This is a genomic window from Flavobacteriaceae bacterium GSB9 (assembly GCA_022749295.1).
Lineage (GTDB): Bacteria > Bacteroidota > Bacteroidia > Flavobacteriales > Flavobacteriaceae > Flavisericum.
The window spans coordinates 3,142,364-3,159,034 of sequence record CP062007.1 but is presented as its reverse complement, the minus strand read 5'-3'; the positions used below and the strand labels follow the sequence as shown (position 1 = coordinate 3,159,034).

Sequence of the window (16,671 nt, the reverse complement as noted above, 5' to 3'; positions counted from 1 at the left end):
TAAAATTAACATAGCGGTTAAATTCTATTGTAATTAATCTACGTTATCGTGCAAAAATGAATTATTGCTCCTCAATTTCACATCGTCGTTATCATCTGTACCAATACTAGTTCTCGACATATCGTTTTCAGAGGAATGCCTAGTATCTGTCAAATCCAAACCTTGGCGCTTATAGGCAGGCACTTTTTCTATATCATCAATTTTGGCATTATTGAATTTATAGTTGAAATCTTTCATCTTGCGCCTACGCTCTGCCGCCCGTTCTTTTAGCAGTTCTGAAATAGGCATGTTCATTGGATCTACGTCCTCTTCTTCAGCTTCTTCTTTTATGGGTTGCTTTACTACCTTCTTTTCAAAAACGACTTCTTGATCAATTTCTTCTTTTACTTTTGAAGACTTTGCAGATTTGTCGTTAATGGACGACTCAATTTCCTCATAATCATCTAAAGCATAACGAATACTGCCCTCTTCGGTTGTTTCGTTAACGGTTATTATTTCTGTGTAATCGTTAACTTTTATCTCTTTCACCTCATCATTGAAATCGTGTGAAACAATATGACCTTGATTCGATTTCTTCTCTTCTTCCTTTCCTGAAATAGGTAAATCGAAAGTTAATGTAATTTGCTGTTCTTCTTCATTTTGGTCTGAAACTACTTCGATATCCTTTGTTTCATCTGCTTCGGCCTCCATTCTCGTTACTGGCTTGATTATAAAATCGTCCTCTTCTTGCATGTTGGCACTTACCTCTTCATAAACAACATCAATGTTTTTAATGATATCTGAAGTAGGAATTATATTAAAGTCGTTTGATGATGACGTATTTACATTACTATTTTTGGGAAAAGGTTGCTTTATGGGCTTAGGCTCCTCTTCCTCAGAATCTAAATCTAATGTATGCCTTACCACTGGCGGCTCTTCTTTCTTTTCAAGCTCTATGCTAGGCGCAATAATTACCGGCTCTTTGTCCTTGGGCTCCAACTCTTGGTCTTCACCTAGGGAGTGAACCACTTTCTTTGTTTCGGTATTTGAAATTTCGTCTTGTTGTTCAATGTTAAATCCCGTAGCTATAATGGTTACACCTATTGATTCTTCTAAAGATTCATCTTCACCAACTCCCATAATAATATTGGCGCCATGTCCCGCTTCGTTTTGGATGTGGTCGTTAATTTCACCTATTTCATCGATAGTAATCTCCTGTGTGCCAGAAACTATCAATAACAGTACATTTTTAGCACCTGTAATTTTATTGTCATTAAGCAATGGTGAATCTAACGCTTTTCTGATGGCCTCTTGCGCGCGGTTTTGGCCCGAAGCCAAGGCAGAACCCATAATGGCAGTTCCACTATTACTTAATACTGTTTTGGCATCGCGTAAATCAATATTTTGTGTATAGTGATGTGTAATAACTTCAGCTATACCACGAGCAGCGGTAGATAGCACTTCGTCAGCTTTCGAGAACCCAGCTTTAAATCCTAGGTTACCATAAACCTCACGGAGTTTATTATTGTTTATTACGATCAATGAATCCACAACATCTCTTAATTTTTCGATGCCCTTTTGAGATTGTTCAATACGCATACGACCTTCAAACTGAAAAGGCATGGTTACAATACCCACCGTAAGAATATCAAGTTCTTTAGCCATTTTTGCTATAATAGGCGCAGCTCCTGTACCTGTTCCACCCCCCATTCCAGCTGTTATAAAAACCATTTTTGTGTTGGTATCGAGCATTTGTGAAATATCGTCAAAGCTCTCTAGAGCGGCTTTCTCGCCAATTTCTGGATTAGCACCGGCACCCAAACCTTCTGTTAGGTTAACGCCTAATTGGATTTTATTTGGAACACCGCTATTTTGCAACGCTTGGGAATCGGTATTGCAGATATAAAAATCCACACCTTTAATTCCCTGTTGGAACATGTGATTAATGGCATTGCTTCCACCACCACCAACGCCAATAACCTTAATAACGCTTGATTGGTTTTTAGGTAAGTCAAATGCGATACTGTCGAATTCTTTTTTGCTGCTCATAAATTCTTTTTTTCTTGGGGTTTTGTACTTTATCTCTATTTCAATGGATTAAACTATCACTCTGCGTTATCTAAAAAATCTTTAACGCGTTCGGTCAACTTATCAAGAAATGACCGTCGTTCCTTTACAGGAGGTTCTTTTATTTCGTTTTCAACTGTTCCTTCATCTGCATTTTTTAGTTCTTCGAGTTGTTGCTGGTGTTGCTGCTCAATTTTCTTTCGCTCGTTTCGCTTAAGGCCATCCAAGACCAAACCAACGGCTGTTGCGAACAACGGACTGGTAATATCGTCATCGCTATCGCCTGCCAAATGTTCGTTTGGATACCCTATCCTGGTATCCATTCCTGTGATATATTCTACTAACTGTTTTAAATGTTTTAATTGACTGCCTCCGCCTGTTAAAACAATACCTGCAATTAACTTTTTCTTTTGTTCTTCGTGCCCGTAATTTTTAATTTCAACATATACCTGCTCGATAATTTCAACAACACGTGCGTGTATGATTTTCGATAGGTTTTTTAAGGTGATTTCCTTTGGTTCTCTTCCTCTCAAACCTGGAATCGAAACGATTTCGTTATCCTTATTTTCACCCGGCCAGGCCGAACCGAATTTAATTTTTAACAATTCTGCTTGCTTTTCTATTATGGAACAGCCTTCTTTGATGTCTTCAGTAATCACATTGCCTCCAAAGGGGATAACCGCAGTATGACGGATAATGCCATCTCTAAAAATTGCCAAATCAGTTGTTCCGCCCCCTATATCGATTAAAGCTACTCCTGCTTCCTTTTCTTCCTGGCTTAAAACAGCATTTGCAGATGCTAAAGGTTCGAGGGTAATACCTTCTAAATTTAAACCCGAACTTTGTACACAACGTCCTATATTTCTAATGGACGACACTTGCCCCACTACAACATGGAAATTGGCTTCCAAACGGCCACCGTACATCCCGATGGGCTCTTTTATTTCAGCCTGACCATCAACTTTGTACTCTTGTGGTAACACATGAATAATTTCCTCTCCTGGAAGCATCACCAGCTTATGTACCTGATTTATTAACCTGTCAATATCCTCTTCATCAATAACCGTTTCAGAATTAGACCGTGTTATGTAATCGCTGTGCTGAAGACTTCTGATGTGCTGACCAGCTATACCTACGGTAACATCTTCAATTTTTATATCGGCCGCTGCTTCGGCTTCTTGTACAGCCTGTTGAATGGATTGTATGGTCTGGGTAATGTTATTAACCACACCACGGTGAACGCCTAAACTTTTTGACCTTCCTATGCCAAAAATTTCGACTTTGCCGTATTCGTTTTTACGACCAATCATCGCCACTATTTTTGTGGTCCCTATGTCTAATCCTACCGCTAAATTATGCTCCATAGTTTAAATTTTTGTGCATATAACTTGGTTCTCAAACTGCAAATTGACTTTACTGTAAATACTCAGTGATTTATCCTTCAGGTTTTTACCGTAAAACGCCTTGAGATTGCTTATTTTTTTGTCCATAAAATCTGTGCTACCCAATTTCACCAAAAAAGCACACTGCCTTAGCTTTAAGTAAAGTTGTTTATTAATGTCTTGGTGGATTTCTATAACATGCTTCTTTAAAAACCCATCGGACTGAACTTTACGTGCTATTTTATAGACGTTATCTAAATTATTTTTTTCTACATAACCGGTAACCAATGGCACTCTTGCGGAATAATTGCTTGACAATGGCATGAACGAACCTTTGTCGTCGATGTAATATGACGCATTAGTGCTTACCCGAGCAATAGGTGTTTTTTGTTCAATTTCGGCATTAAGTGTACCATTTACAGCAAGATACACTTCTGCTGACTTTATCATTGGATTAGATTTGAGGGCATTTTCTAACTCATTCAAAACTAAAGTTTCTTTGGCTACCTTTTTAAGGGCTCCATAATTTTGTATTAACAATTTACTAACAGCCTCATTGGTTATAAACAGGTTGTTTTCCCCGATAAACTTTACGTTTGGTTTTGAAACTTCCCTTGCCATGTTTCGTTTTGATGCAAATGCAAACAGGAAGACCACCAAAACCATTAGGGCTATCATTTTTATGTAATTCCAATTAATTTGCAACACTAAATTCTTTTTTAATTCGTTTTGCCTCTTCTCCTATATCTCCTGCTCCTATGGTTAACACTATTGAAGCACTGCTTTTTCGTATTTCCGAAACCAACGCTGCTTTACCAACCAATTTTTTATTTTTGCTTTTTACTTTATCCAGCAGCCATTTTGAAGTAACCCCCTCTATTGGCAACTCTCGGGCTGGATAAACATCTAATAAAATTAACTCATCAAACAAGGATAAACTTTCTGCAAAGCCTTCAGCAAAATCGCGCGTTCTGCTATATAAATGGGGCTGAAAAACTGCCAATACTCTCTTGCCGGGATACATTTCCCTCACGGCTTGATGTACTGCCCTTATTTCTTCGGGGTGGTGAGCATAATCGTCAATAAACACGAAATCTTCGGTTTTAATATGAACCGTAAATCGACGTTTTACCCCCTTATAGGATGCTAAAGCTTTGGCGAGCTGTTGGTGTGGGCAACCATATTCTACAGCCATCGCCAAAGCTATTAATGCATTCGACAAATTATGTCTACCAGGTAGGTTAAATTCTATGTTTTCAAGCACAGCTTTTGGTGTTGTTACATCAAAAATATAAGTGCCATTTTTTATTTTTATGTTTTGCAAGGAATAATCTGAGTCGTCTTCAATTCCATAAGTTATCCCTTTTATAGGCAAACCCTTTTTAACAAATAGTTTCCCGTTTGGTTTTACTTTTTTTGAAAAATCTTCAAATGATTCCTTTAGAGCTTCAGCATCTCCATAGATATCAAGGTGATCGGCATCCATTGAAGTAATCCCAGCAAAATTAGGCGACAAGGCCAAAAAAGACCTATCGAATTCATCGGCCTCAACTACTGTAACTTCAGTTCCTTTTAAAATTAAATTTGAATTGTAGTTTTCACTAATACCACCCAAAAACGCAGTAAGTGGCACGTTACATTCATGCATTAAATGCCCCAAAATACTGGTTGTTGTTGTTTTTCCGTGTGTTCCCGCAACAGCCAAACAAAATGTATTTTCGGTAATTAAGCCCAGCAATTTAGAACGCTTAACGACTTGAAACTGGTTTTCAATAAAATGATTCAGTTCTGTGTGCTGCTTAGGAACGGCCGGCGTGTATACCACCAATGTGTTTTCTACATTTATAAAGGCCGAAGGAATGTGTTTAATAGCGTCTTCAAAATGAACTTGAATACCCAAATCGACCAAACCATCAACAACATCGGTTGATGTTTTATCGTACCCAGCTACATTTTTGCCGTAAGCATGGAAATAACGCGCCAAAGCACTCATACCAATGCCACCGATGCCAATAAAATAGACGTTATGTATTTGGTTTAAATTCATTTATTTACTTTCAACAGTTTTTCTACCTCGTTTGCAATTTCTTTTGTAGCGTTAACCAAGGCTAGTTTTTTAATGTTTTCGCCCAATTCTTTCTGTTTACCTGTCGAAGCCACTAATTGTGAAAATTTATTTTCAAAATCAGCTTCCAAATCTTCCTCCTTTATAATCATTGCAGCGTTTTTTTCTACAATAGCCATAGCGTTTTTAGTTTGATGATCTTCGGCTACATTTGGTGACGGTATAAAAATAACCGGTTTACCAACGATACAAAGCTCTGAAACAGAACTAGCACCCGCCCTTGAAATCACTAAATCTGCTGCAGCATAGGCCAAATCCATATTGTTCAAAAACTCAAACACCTGAACATCTTTGGTATGGTTATAAATCTTAAAACGTTGGTAGTACAATTTGCCACATTGCCAAATAATCTGAACATTTTGGGTATCAAAAAAATCCAGTTCCTTTTCTATCAATTCGTTTATTCGTCTTGACCCTAAACTGCCCCCTATCACCAAAAGCGTATGCATACCGTGCTTTAGACCAAAAAAATCTTTAGCCTCAACTGTTTTGGCCTCAACATTCAACAATCCTTGACGCACCGGATTTCCTGTTTTTACAGTTTTTTCCTTTGGAAAAAAGCGCTCTAAATTATCGTATGCCACACATATTTTTTTGGCCTTTTTGGCCAACAATTTATTAGTTATGCCTGGGTACGAATTCTGTTCCTGGATTAAGGTTGGAACACCATTTGAAGCCGCTACTTGCAACAGTGGTCCGCTGGCAAAGCCTCCAGTACCTATCGCCACATCTGGTTTAAAAGTTTTCACTATTTTTCGAGCCTTCAACAAACTGCTGATTACCTTAAACGGAAAACTCAGGTTTTTTAAAGTCAACTTACGTTGGATGCCCGAAATCCACAAACCTTCAATTTTGTAGCCTGCACGAGGTACTTTTTCCATTTCCATACGGTCTTTAGCACCAACAAACAAGAATTCAGCATCAGGATATCGTGATTTTAGCTCGTTTGCTATCGCTATGGCTGGGTAAATATGACCTCCAGTCCCTCCTCCAGACAATATGATTTTGTAGTTCTTCATTAAATAGTTTCCGAAAGAATTTCCAATGGATTTTCTTCGTTTGTTTCTTGTTCCTTTATCTCTTCTCGCTTGGCACTTACACTTAAAATAATTCCAATTGCCAAACAGGTCATCCAAATTGAGGTACCTCCACTACTTATTAACGGTAATGTTTGCCCTGTTACCGGAAAAAGCTCTACTGCCACAGCCATATTAATTAAAGCCTGAAACACAATGGGAAGTCCTACGCCCAAAACCAAAAGCTTACCAAATACTGTATCGGCTTTTTGTGCTGCTATTACAATTCTAAAAAGCAACCACAAATACAAAGCCATGATAACAAAACCACCAATTAAACCATACTCTTCAATAATTATGGCGAAAATGAAATCGGACGAAGACTGAGGCAGAAAATTTTTCTGCAAGCTTTTTCCAGGCCCAACACCTTGAACGCCCCCCGTTGCAATGGCTATTTTTGCTTTTTCAATTTGATAATCGGCTTCTGTATCTTCTGGGTTCGAAAAACTTTCAAGCCTTCCCATCCAAGTATCTACACGATTGGGCATGGCATCAGGGAATGCTTTCGCCAACAATACAAATAAGGTCAGCACCAAAACGCCAGAGCCTATAATAACAGCCAAATAACGTATGGGGTACCCTCCTAAAAACACCAACATCAAGACCATTAAAAACATAATAGCTGCTGTTGAAAAGTTAGCTGGCAGTATTAATATGAGCACTAAAAACACCGGCATCCACAATGGCAAAACTGATGACTTAAAAGTTATTTCTTCATCTTTTATTTTCGACATATACCGAGCCACATAAACCATAAGCACAACTGCTGCCAAAGTTGACGTTTGAAATGACATACCCACAAAAGGAATTTGTATCCATCTACTGGCATTGGCGCCCTCTATTGTTGTGCCTTGTAACATCGTAAGTGTTAGCAACACCAACACAATGGGTATCATAACTAGAGATAGCCCCTTAAAATAACGGTACGGTATTTTATGAACGCCATACATAATAAAAAACCCTAATACCAGATGTACAAAATGCTTCACAAAAAACGCAAACGTATTGCTCCCACCACCCTTATATGCTAAGTTACTGGCCGCACTATACACAGGAAGGAACGATAGTATTGCCAATAAGGCCACAATGGCCCATATTAAACGATCTCCTTTTATGTTTTTAAACAGTGCTTGCATTTATTCTTTGTTTTGCAATCTTTTTAGTTTAATTTGAATTCCATTCAGCCTATAAATTTCTAACAGCCTCTTTAAACTGACGCCCTCGATCTTCGTAACTCTCAAACAAATCGAAGCTTGCACAAGCTGGCGAAAGCAAAACACTATCTCCTGATTCTGCCAATTTATACGCAATCTTTACGGCCTCGCTCATAAATTGGGTTTCAACTATAACATCTACCATATTACCAAATGTGCTCATTAGCTTCTCATTATCTACACCCAAACAGATAATAGCTTTTACTTTTTCATTTACAAAAGGAAAAAGCTCTTCGTAATTATTGCCTTTATCAACACCGCCAACTATCCAAACGGTTGGGGCATCCATACTCTCCAAGGCATAATATGTTGCGTTAACATTTGTTGCTTTGGAGTCGTTTATGTATTGGACCTTGTTAATTTTTAATACCAGCTCCAAACGGTGCTCAACACCTTGAAAGTTCTCCAAACTCTCACGAATGGTTTGCTTTCTTATTTTAAGTAAATGCGCCACTGTTGAAGCCGCCATGGCATTTTTAATATTGTGCTTCCCCTCCAATGTAAGTTTTGTTGTTGGCATAGATATTTGAGTGTTATTTATTGTTATTGTTATTTCGTTATTTTTAAAATATGCGCCATTCTCAATCATTTTTTCTATTGAAAATGGTAGTAATGTTGATTGAACTGGGTTGTTTTTTAGATGATTTACAATCACCTCATCATCGGCATCATAAATCAAAAAATCATCATTGGTTTGATTCTTTGCTATCCTGAATTTTGATTGGATATAATTATCAAACTTATAATCATACCTGTCCAAATGATCTGGCGTAATATTGGTGATTACTGCTATTTTAGGCTTAAAATCAACGATGTCATCCAACTGAAAACTACTAACCTCCAAAACATAATTATCGAAATTTTTTTCTAAAACCTGCTTCGCAAAACTATCGCCTATATTTCCGGCTAAACCCACATTCAAACTCTTATTCAAGAGATGGTGTGTCAAGGTTGCCGTGGTGGTTTTACCGTTGCTACCAGTTATGGCAATCAGTGTAGCCTTTGTAAATTTTGAGGCTAATTCAATTTCTGAAACCACTTGAACACCTTTTTCACGAATTTGTTTTACCAAAGGCACCGCATCTGGTATCCCCGGACTTTTCATCACCAAATCGGCATTTAATATTTTCGATTCGGTATGGGTTTCATCTTCCCATTCAATCTCATTATGTAAAAGAACTTGTTTATATTTCTCTTTTATTTTTCCTTTATCGGAAACAAATACTTCGTATCCTTTTTGCTTCCCCAAGAGCGCCGTTCCAACACCGCTCTCCCCTCCACCAAGCACCACCAATCGTTTCATTTATCGGATTTTAAGTGTTACTATAGAAACTATCGCCAATAATATTCCCACAATCCAAAAGCGCGTTACTATTTTACTTTCGTGATAGCCCTTTTTCTGATAGTGATGATGCAACGGCGACATTAAAAAAATGCGACGCCCCTCGCCAAATTTTTTCTTGGTGTACTTAAACCAGCTCACTTGCATGACTACCGATAAGTTTTCTGCCAAGAAAATACCACATAGCACAGGGATTAACCATTCCTTACGAACCGCAATAGCTATTACCGCTATAATTCCGCCAATAGTCAAACTGCCCGTATCCCCCATAAAAACCTGGGCCGGATATGTGTTATACCACAAGAAACCGACTAGCGCCCCAACAAATGCGGTAATATAAATTGTGATTTCCTCAACCCTTGGGATGTACATAATGTTCAGGTATTCTGAAAAAATGATATTACCTGACACCCATGCAAAAATTCCCAATGTAAGCACAACTATCGCAGAAGTACCCGCTGCCAAGCCGTCAATACCATCGGTAAGATTGGCTCCGTTTGAAACTGCCGCAATAATAAAAATGGTTACCAAAATGAATATCACCCATGCGTGTTTTTCCAATTTTGGACTGATCCAAGTAATAACCTTGGCATAGTCAAATTCATTACCCTTAACGAACGGTATGGTTGTTTTGGTCGACTTCACCTCAGGCTTAAACAATTTTGCCGCTTCAATATCTGGGTTTTCAGCAAGAAGCACCCTTTGCTCTTCTAACGGCAGTTTTTCCTTCATGGTTACATCTTGGTGAAAAAACAAGGTCGCCCCTACAATAAGGCCAAGACCTATTTGCCCCATCACCTTAAAGCGCCCTTTCAAGCCTTCTTTATCGTTTTTAAATTTTTTAATGTAATCGTCAATAAATCCAATGGCTCCCATCCAAAGTGTAGTAACAATTAAAAGAATGATATAGATGTTTTCTAATTTAGCCAGGAGCAACACCGGAATAAGCGTCGCCAAAATAATGATGATACCGCCCATAGTAGGTGTGCCCGCTTTTTCGCTTTGACCTTCGAGGCCTAAATCGCGCACTGTTTCACCTACTTGCTGTTTAATTAAAAATTGAATAATCCTTTTACCATAAATTGTTGAAATCAGCAATGATAATATCATGGCAGCTGCAGCCCTGAAGGTTAAAAACCCAAAAAGCGTGGCTCCGGGGAACTGAAATTCTTTTTCTAAATATTCAAATAGGTAATACAGCATTTATATGTTCTTCTTTTATTTTTGCAATTGCTTTAAAAACGCCTTAACAATTTTAAAATCATCAAAATCGAAACGTTCTCCTTTTATTTCTTGATACGTTTCATGCCCCTTACCAGCTATAAGAATAATATCGTTCGGCTGTGCCATTTGACAGGCCGTTTTTATAGCCTGCCTTCTATCTTGAATGGTCAATGTTTTTTTAAAATTTTGAGGCTCTACGCCTGCTTCCACATCCTTTAAAATATCTTCAGGGTTTTCGCTACGCGGATTATCACTTGTAAAAACAACCTTGGTACTCAACGCCGATGCGATATGCCCCATTTTTGGACGCTTACTTTTATCTCTATCGCCACCACAACCAACAACCGTAATAAGTGCTTCGTTTTTTGTACGGATGCTGTTAATGGTTTCCAAGACATTTTTTAGAGCATCGGGTGTATGGGCATAATCGACTACAGCAGTAATTTTTTCATCTGAAATAATGTACTGAAAACGGCCGCTTACACTTTCCAAATCACTTATCAATCTTAAAATCTCGACCTTTTCGAGTCCTAATAAATCGGCAGTTGCATAAATAGCCAAAACGTTATAGGCATTAAAGTCCCCTATCAAACGCGTCCACACCTCACTATCGTTGACCTTAAGCAACAATCCTCCAAATTGGTTTTCCAATATCTGCGATTTGTAATCGGCATATTGCTTAAGTGCATATGTGTACTTTTTGGCTTTTGTATTTTGCAACATCACCAAACCGTTCTTATCATCAACATTGACCAAGGCAAACGCCTTATTTGTAAGTCCGTCAAAAAATTTCTTTTTAACATCGCGGTACTCGGCAAAGGTTTTATGGTAGTCTAAATGATCGTGTGACAAATTGGTAAAAATGCCACCCGCAAAACTTAAACCTTCGGTTCTAAACTGGTGAATGCCATGCGAACTCACTTCCATAAAGCAAAACTCAACACCAATCGCATTCATTTCGTTTAAATACTTGTTTATAGTTAATGAGTTAGGCGTGGTATGTGTAGCCTTATATTCTATATCATCAACCATAATTTTGACGGTTGACAACAACCCGACTTTATAACCAGCCTTTTTAAACAACTGATAAAGCAAGCTTGCTACGGTAGTTTTTCCGTTGGTACCAGTTACCCCAACAAGTTTTAAGTTTTCGGAAGGCGCTCCGTAAAAATTAGAAGCCATAAAAGCCAAAGCCTTATTTGAATTATCGACTTCTACATAGGTTACACCTTCAGACAAGTTTTTAGGCAGATCTTCACAAACCACAATGTTGGCTCCATTTTTTATTGCAATTTCAATAAAGTCATGCCCATCGGCAACCAAACCACGAATAGCAACAAACAAATCGCCTTTTTTAACCTTTCTGGAATCAAAATGAATGGCACGCACCTCTACACCCGTATTTCCAACCACGGTATTGAGAGTTACTTTGTATAATATGTCTTTAAGTACCATCATGATGCTTTAAGCGTAATTGTTTGGTTATTTTTTAATTTGGCATCCTTGTCTACAGATTGCACCCTTACAATACCATGTCCACTCAACTTCACTTTTATATCCACCTGCATGTTTTCCAATAAGGCCAAGGCGTCCATTGCAGGCATACCAACTACATTTGGCATTATGGTCTTATAGGTTTGGGCTGTTTTGTAATACGCTTCAAACTCGTTTTCAACTTCAGCCACTTTTACATCAAGACTTTCAACCTCATCAACAATAGGCGTATCTGTAAAGATTTTTTGAGCGACTCTTTTGAATACAGGCCCGGTAACATCTGCACCATAATACCCCTTTTCAACACTTGGCTTATGAATCACGACAATACAAGAGTATTTAGGGTTTTCCGCCGGAAAATACCCCGCAAACGATGAAATATACCTTCTGTTCTCCTTCCAATCTTTCATCCAATATTCTGTTTGTGCTGTTCCAGTTTTTCCCGCCATTGAAAAATGCTCTGAATATAGAGAACGTCCAGTACCACGCTCCACAACATTTTTTAATATTGTCTGGATGGACTTCAATGTCTTATCGGAGCATATTTTTTTACCCGAGTCTTTTCTATCAAAAGTTTCGACCACCCGATCCAATTCCCTTACCTCTCTGATAAACCTTGGTTTAACCATAACACCATCATTAGCAATGGCATTATAAAACGTTAAGGTTTGCAATGGCGTTAACTTCAGATTGTAGCCATATGCCATAGAAGGCAAGGCATTTTTACTCCATATTTTATCGCCCGGCTCAGGAATTACAGGTTTGCCCTCGCCTATAATTGGAAGCCCTAAAGGCTCATCTAAACCCCAAGTTTTCAAATGACGAATAAATGGTTTTGGGTTCTTGGAATACCCTCGATCAATAATGGTCGCTAACCCAATATTTGAAGACACCTCTAGTGTTCGCGCTGCTGAAATTTTACCATGACCATGCGTATCGTAAATGGCACGCCCATAAAAGCGTTTGTAACCTAGCTTAGTATCGATTACTGTTGAGGTATCGACCACTTTATCTTCCAAAGCAGCCATCAAAGCCATCACTTTGAACGTAGATCCCGGTTCGTGCGATTCGCCTACCGCATAGTTTAAGCGTTCGTAATAGGTTCCGTTTTTATTTCTTCCTAAGTTAGAAATAGCACGTATTTCTCCAGTTTTGGTTTCCATAACCACCACACAACCATGATCGGCCTCATAAGCTTCCAATTGACGTAACAACGCATGATGTGCTATATCTTGAATATTAACATCAATGGTGGTATAAACATCATAGCCATCTTTAGGCTCAATTTCATTAGCATCACTCAAGGGCTTCCATTGCCCTTTTCCAATTTTCTGTTTCTTTCGCTGCCCATTGGTGCCACGCAAATACTTTACACCAAAAGCTCCATCAATCCCTGCACGGGTAACATTACCTTGATCATCAAATCGTTCGTAACCTATAGAACGTTGGGCGATAGCTCCCATAGGGTGCTCGCGCTTAGTTTTTTGTTCTACAATTAAACCGCCTTTAAAAGCACCAAGGTTTAGCATTGGAAAATTCCTAAACCGGATATAATCAGAATAACCAATATTCCTAGCCAACAAGTAGTAGCGGTGTTTGTTAGCTCGAGCTCGCCTTAAAGCTTTTTCGTATGCACTAGCTGATTTCCCTGAATATTTTGAAAGTGAATCTGAAAGCGGACCGATATGTTCCTCAAAAGTTGTAGCTGATGGCGTTAGGGCATCAAACCTAATATCGTACTTGGGCACCGAGGTGGCCAATAAATTCCCATTCACCGAATACACGTTACCGCGATTGGCAGGAATTACAACATCCTTAACCACACGCTCGGTAGCTAAAGCCCGGTATTTATCGCCCTGAACAAACTGGATACTCAATAGTTTAAATACCACAGCTAGGCCGAAGACGAACATACATCCAGCTATAAAATACAAACGGTTCAATATGCTTTTCTCGTTTACTGCCAAATTAACCTATCAGTTTTGCGATTTTACTTTTATTTTTTTTGGTGGAATTACCGAGGGCGCCAACCCCTTTTTCTTCATAACATTTACAACATGCGATTCCATTTTTAGCTTCATCAGCCTTGAACGGCCATCAACAAAAGCCGAACGCATTTCCTTTACCTCATTCTTTAACCGGGCAATTTCATAAACCTTTTTATCGGCACTATGCGAACTTGCAATCATTATTATAGCCAAGCCCGAGACAAACAAAATGAACCTCCAGTTTTTAAAAGCGTCATCGCTAACTAAAAATGTTCCCTTTAATATGTTATACAAACTCTTTTTCATTCAACAACCTTATCTCTATAATTTTTCAGCAATACGAAGCTTAGCACTTCTCGCCCTGTTGTTTTGTTTTATTTCTTCCTTCGAAGGCACAATCAAGCCACCTACTTTTTTTAACGGCACCTCAAAACGCCCAAACATATCGCGTTCTGGCTCCCCCTCAAACAAACCGTTTCTTATAAAACGCTTTACCAACCTATCCTCCAACGAATGATAGGATATAAAACTCAACCTGCCTCCTGTTTTTAATATTTCTGGCGTCTGCACCAAAAACTCTTTCAGAACCTCTATTTCCTGATTCACTTCAATCCTAATAGCCTGATAGATTTGAGCCAATATTTTGTTTTCATGGCGAGGCGACAAAAACTTTTTCAAAACGGCTTTTAACTGTCCGCTAGTTACAATTGGCGCTGTTTTTCGCTCACTTACAATTAACCTTGCCATAGCCGGAGCCGCACGCAATTCACCGTATTGCAACAACACCTGCTTCAAATGCTCTTCGTCATACTCATTAACTACATGAAAAGCAGACAGTTTATTTTGCTGATTCATTCGCATATCCAAATCAGCCTCAAAACGTGTTGAAAACCCCCGTTCGGCAACATCAAACTGATGGGACGACACACCAAAATCTGCCAAAATGCCATCCACTTTTTTTACGCCATGAAATCTCAAAAAGCGCTTCACATACCTGAAATTCTCATGGATAAGCGTAAACCTATCGTCATCAATTGTGTTTTTAAGAGCGTCTTGATCCTGGTCGAAAGCAAACAACTTACCATCTTCCCCAAGCCTACTTAATATTTCTTTACTGTGGCCGCCACCGCCAAACGTAACGTCAACATAGACACCATCTGGTTTTATATTTAAACCATCAACCGTTTCTTTTAACAATACCGGATTATGATATTCCATGGTCGTCGTCATCTTGTCCCATTACTTCTTCGGCTAAATCAGCAAAATCTATTGCCGCATCGTCAATGGCCTGTTCATAAAGGCCTTTATCCCATATCTCAATGATATTAATGGCCGAAGCCACAACAATGTTTTTTGAAATATTCGCAAAAACCGTCAATTCCTTCGGGATCAACAATCTTCCATTTACGTCAACTTCAACAATTTTTGCTCCCGCCGTAAATCTTCTGATAAAATCGTTGTTCTTCTTTTTGAACTTATTCAACTTGTTCATCTTCTGCATAAGTGCTTGCCATTCGGCCATTGGGTAGAGCTCCAAGCACTTTTGAAACACCGACCTGCGCAAAACAAACCCATCCTGCAAAACGGCAGAAAGCTGCTTTTTGATGGAAGCTGGCATCATTAACCTGCCCTTCGCATCAACTTTGCAATCGTATGTTCCTGTAATTAAGTCCACAAGCGGCGCGCTGAATATTAAACGTTTAAGTGTCAAATATATTGAAAAATTTACCACTTATTACCACTTATTACCACTTTGTTAATAAATTTTCGACTAAAACCGTATTTTATCGAGCGGCTTCGTTTGCAAAGCGGCATCGGCTCTTGCCTCCTTTAATTTGAAAACATCTTAAAATCGTGGGATTGAAATTGTTAACATCTTCTCCTGCAGAAGAAAGAAGAATCGACCAAAAACAATGAAGAACAATTTTTGCCGAAAAAAATTAATATGGTGGAATTTTGAATGAAATAACTATATTTGTTTTTAACGAATGACTAACACTATTAATGGCGCATCGATTAAAAAAAGAAAAGAATTACAATTATATTGAAGCAGGTGAAGGCACGCCAATTATTGTGCTACACGGCTTAATGGGAGGTTTAAGCAACTTCGATTCGGTTACTGACTTTTTCAGCAACAAGGGATATAAAATCTTAATCCCAGAACTCCCTATTTACAGCATGTCACTGCTTAAAACTAACGTAAAAAGCTTTGCCAAGTATTTGCACGATTTTATTGAATTTAAAGGCTACAAAGAGGTGATTTTATTGGGCAATTCACTTGGAGGCCACATAGGGCTTTACCACACCAAAATGTTCCCTGAAAGCATAAAAGCATTAATCATTACTGGAAGCTCTGGTCTTTACGAAAGCGCCATGGGTAGCGGCTACACTAAGCGCAGTGACTACGAGGTTATAAAAAAGAAAGCTCAAGATGTTTTTTACGACCCCGCCGTTGCCACTAAAGAGATTGTCGATGAAGTTTACGAAACCGTAAACGACCGCAACAAACTCGTTAAAACCTTAGCCATTGCTAAAAGCGCCATACGCCATAACATGGCAAAAGACTTACCAAAAATGACCACCCCTACCTGCATTATTTGGGGCAAAAACGACAACGTCACCCCCCCTGAAGTTGCGGTGGAGTTTAACGAATTGTTACCAGATTCTGAGTTGTTTTGGATAGACAAATGTGGGCATGCCGCCATGATGGAACACCCCATAGAGTTCAACCAAATAATGAACGAATGGCTACAAAAAAGAGGGTTTTAGCCAGTAGATTT

At 38.7% G+C, this 16,671-nt stretch carries 14 protein-coding genes; 1 reads left to right on the top strand and 13 read right to left on the bottom strand.

Annotated features, from left to right (window positions below):
- Positions 1-33: 33 nt before the first annotated feature.
- The 13 genes from ftsZ to mraZ form a co-directional block, all read right to left on the bottom strand.
- Complete coding sequence (ftsZ, locus tag GSB9_02811; protein ID UKM66231.1) at positions 34-2,028, bottom strand: cell division protein FtsZ; 1,995 nt, start codon at positions 2,026-2,028, stop codon at positions 34-36.
- Positions 2,029-2,084: 56 nt separating this feature from the next.
- Positions 2,085-3,410, bottom strand: coding sequence for a cell division protein FtsA (gene ftsA / locus GSB9_02810; protein ID UKM66230.1), 1,326 nt, complete (start codon positions 3,408-3,410; stop codon positions 2,085-2,087).
- A gap of 3 nt (positions 3,411-3,413) precedes the next feature.
- Positions 3,414-4,106: a hypothetical protein gene (locus tag GSB9_02809; GenBank protein ID UKM66229.2), complete on the bottom strand. Its 693-nt coding sequence runs from the start codon at positions 4,104-4,106 to the stop codon at positions 3,414-3,416.
- 16 nt (positions 4,107-4,122) lie between these two features.
- Entirely contained in the window at positions 4,123-5,475 is a 1,353-nt protein-coding gene (gene murC / locus GSB9_02808) for a UDP-N-acetylmuramate--L-alanine ligase (GenBank protein UKM66228.1), read from the bottom strand.
- Positions 5,472-6,572 (bottom strand): undecaprenyldiphospho-muramoylpentapeptide beta-N-acetylglucosaminyltransferase, encoded by a 1,101-nt coding sequence (gene murG, locus GSB9_02807; protein UKM66227.1) that lies wholly within the window; start codon positions 6,570-6,572, stop codon positions 5,472-5,474. The genes murC and murG overlap by 4 nt, the downstream gene beginning before the upstream one ends.
- Positions 6,572-7,765, bottom strand: coding sequence for an FtsW/RodA/SpoVE family cell cycle protein (locus tag GSB9_02806; GenBank protein ID UKM66226.1), 1,194 nt, complete (start codon positions 7,763-7,765; stop codon positions 6,572-6,574). The genes murG and GSB9_02806 overlap by 1 nt, the downstream gene beginning before the upstream one ends.
- Before the next feature lie 49 nt (positions 7,766-7,814).
- Positions 7,815-9,146, bottom strand: coding sequence for a UDP-N-acetylmuramoyl-L-alanine--D-glutamate ligase (gene murD / locus GSB9_02805; protein UKM66225.1), 1,332 nt, complete (start codon positions 9,144-9,146; stop codon positions 7,815-7,817).
- Complete coding sequence (mraY, locus tag GSB9_02804; GenBank protein ID UKM66224.1) at positions 9,147-10,388, bottom strand: phospho-N-acetylmuramoyl-pentapeptide-transferase; 1,242 nt, start codon at positions 10,386-10,388, stop codon at positions 9,147-9,149. It abuts the gene before it with no gap.
- Positions 10,389-10,403: 15 nt separating this feature from the next.
- Positions 10,404-11,867 carry a UDP-N-acetylmuramoyl-L-alanyl-D-glutamate--2,6-diaminopimelate ligase gene (locus GSB9_02803; GenBank protein UKM66223.1) on the bottom strand — a complete coding sequence of 488 codons (1,464 nt, stop codon included), beginning with the start codon at positions 11,865-11,867 and terminating at the stop codon, positions 10,404-10,406.
- On the bottom strand, positions 11,864-13,816 hold the full coding sequence (locus tag GSB9_02802; protein UKM66222.2) for a transpeptidase family protein: 1,953 nt from the start codon (positions 13,814-13,816) through the stop codon (positions 11,864-11,866). Before GSB9_02802 ends, GSB9_02803 begins: the two co-directional genes overlap by 4 nt.
- A 63-nt stretch (positions 13,817-13,879) precedes the next feature.
- Positions 13,880-14,197: an S-adenosyl-methyltransferase gene (locus GSB9_02801; GenBank protein ID UKM66221.1), complete on the bottom strand. Its 318-nt coding sequence runs from the start codon at positions 14,195-14,197 to the stop codon at positions 13,880-13,882.
- A gap of 15 nt (positions 14,198-14,212) precedes the next feature.
- On the bottom strand, positions 14,213-15,109 hold the full coding sequence (gene rsmH / locus GSB9_02800) for a 16S rRNA (cytosine(1402)-N(4))-methyltransferase RsmH (GenBank protein UKM66220.2): 897 nt from the start codon (positions 15,107-15,109) through the stop codon (positions 14,213-14,215).
- Positions 15,096-15,566: a division/cell wall cluster transcriptional repressor MraZ gene (gene mraZ, locus GSB9_02799; GenBank protein UKM66219.2), complete on the bottom strand. Its 471-nt coding sequence runs from the start codon at positions 15,564-15,566 to the stop codon at positions 15,096-15,098. Before mraZ ends, rsmH begins: the two co-directional genes overlap by 14 nt.
- A gap of 329 nt (positions 15,567-15,895) precedes the next feature.
- Between mraZ and GSB9_02798 the strand changes: the two genes are divergently transcribed.
- Positions 15,896-16,660, top strand: a complete 765-nt coding sequence (locus tag GSB9_02798; protein UKM66218.1) for an alpha/beta hydrolase — start codon at positions 15,896-15,898, stop codon at positions 16,658-16,660.
- Positions 16,661-16,671 lie beyond the last annotated feature (11 nt).

What these genes read in the sequence shown, in the direction of transcription:
- murD (UKM66225.1), bottom strand. Translation starts at nt 9,146, where the DNA reads ATGAAACGATTGGTGGTGCTTGGTGGAGGGGAGAGCGGTGTTGGAACG.
- ftsA (UKM66230.1), bottom strand. Translation starts at nt 3,410, where the DNA reads ATGGAGCATAATTTAGCGGTAGGATTAGACATAGGGACCACAAAAATA.
- ftsZ (UKM66231.1), bottom strand. Translation starts at nt 2,028, where the DNA reads ATGAGCAGCAAAAAAGAATTCGACAGTATCGCATTTGACTTACCTAAA.
- GSB9_02806 (UKM66226.1), bottom strand. Translation starts at nt 7,765, where the DNA reads ATGCAAGCACTGTTTAAAAACATAAAAGGAGATCGTTTAATATGGGCC.
- rsmH (UKM66220.2), bottom strand. Translation starts at nt 15,109, where the DNA reads ATGGAATATCATAATCCGGTATTGTTAAAAGAAACGGTTGATGGTTTA.
- GSB9_02798 (UKM66218.1), top strand. Translation starts at nt 15,896, where the DNA reads ATGGCGCATCGATTAAAAAAAGAAAAGAATTACAATTATATTGAAGCA.
- GSB9_02801 (UKM66221.1), bottom strand. Translation starts at nt 14,197, where the DNA reads ATGAAAAAGAGTTTGTATAACATATTAAAGGGAACATTTTTAGTTAGC.
- mraY (UKM66224.1), bottom strand. Translation starts at nt 10,388, where the DNA reads ATGCTGTATTACCTATTTGAATATTTAGAAAAAGAATTTCAGTTCCCC.
- GSB9_02803 (UKM66223.1), bottom strand. Translation starts at nt 11,867, where the DNA reads ATGATGGTACTTAAAGACATATTATACAAAGTAACTCTCAATACCGTG.
- GSB9_02809 (UKM66229.2), bottom strand. Translation starts at nt 4,106, where the DNA reads ATGATAGCCCTAATGGTTTTGGTGGTCTTCCTGTTTGCATTTGCATCA.
- GSB9_02802 (UKM66222.2), bottom strand. Translation starts at nt 13,816, where the DNA reads ATGTTCGTCTTCGGCCTAGCTGTGGTATTTAAACTATTGAGTATCCAG.
- murC (UKM66228.1), bottom strand. Translation starts at nt 5,475, where the DNA reads ATGAATTTAAACCAAATACATAACGTCTATTTTATTGGCATCGGTGGC.
- murG (UKM66227.1), bottom strand. Translation starts at nt 6,572, where the DNA reads ATGAAGAACTACAAAATCATATTGTCTGGAGGAGGGACTGGAGGTCAT.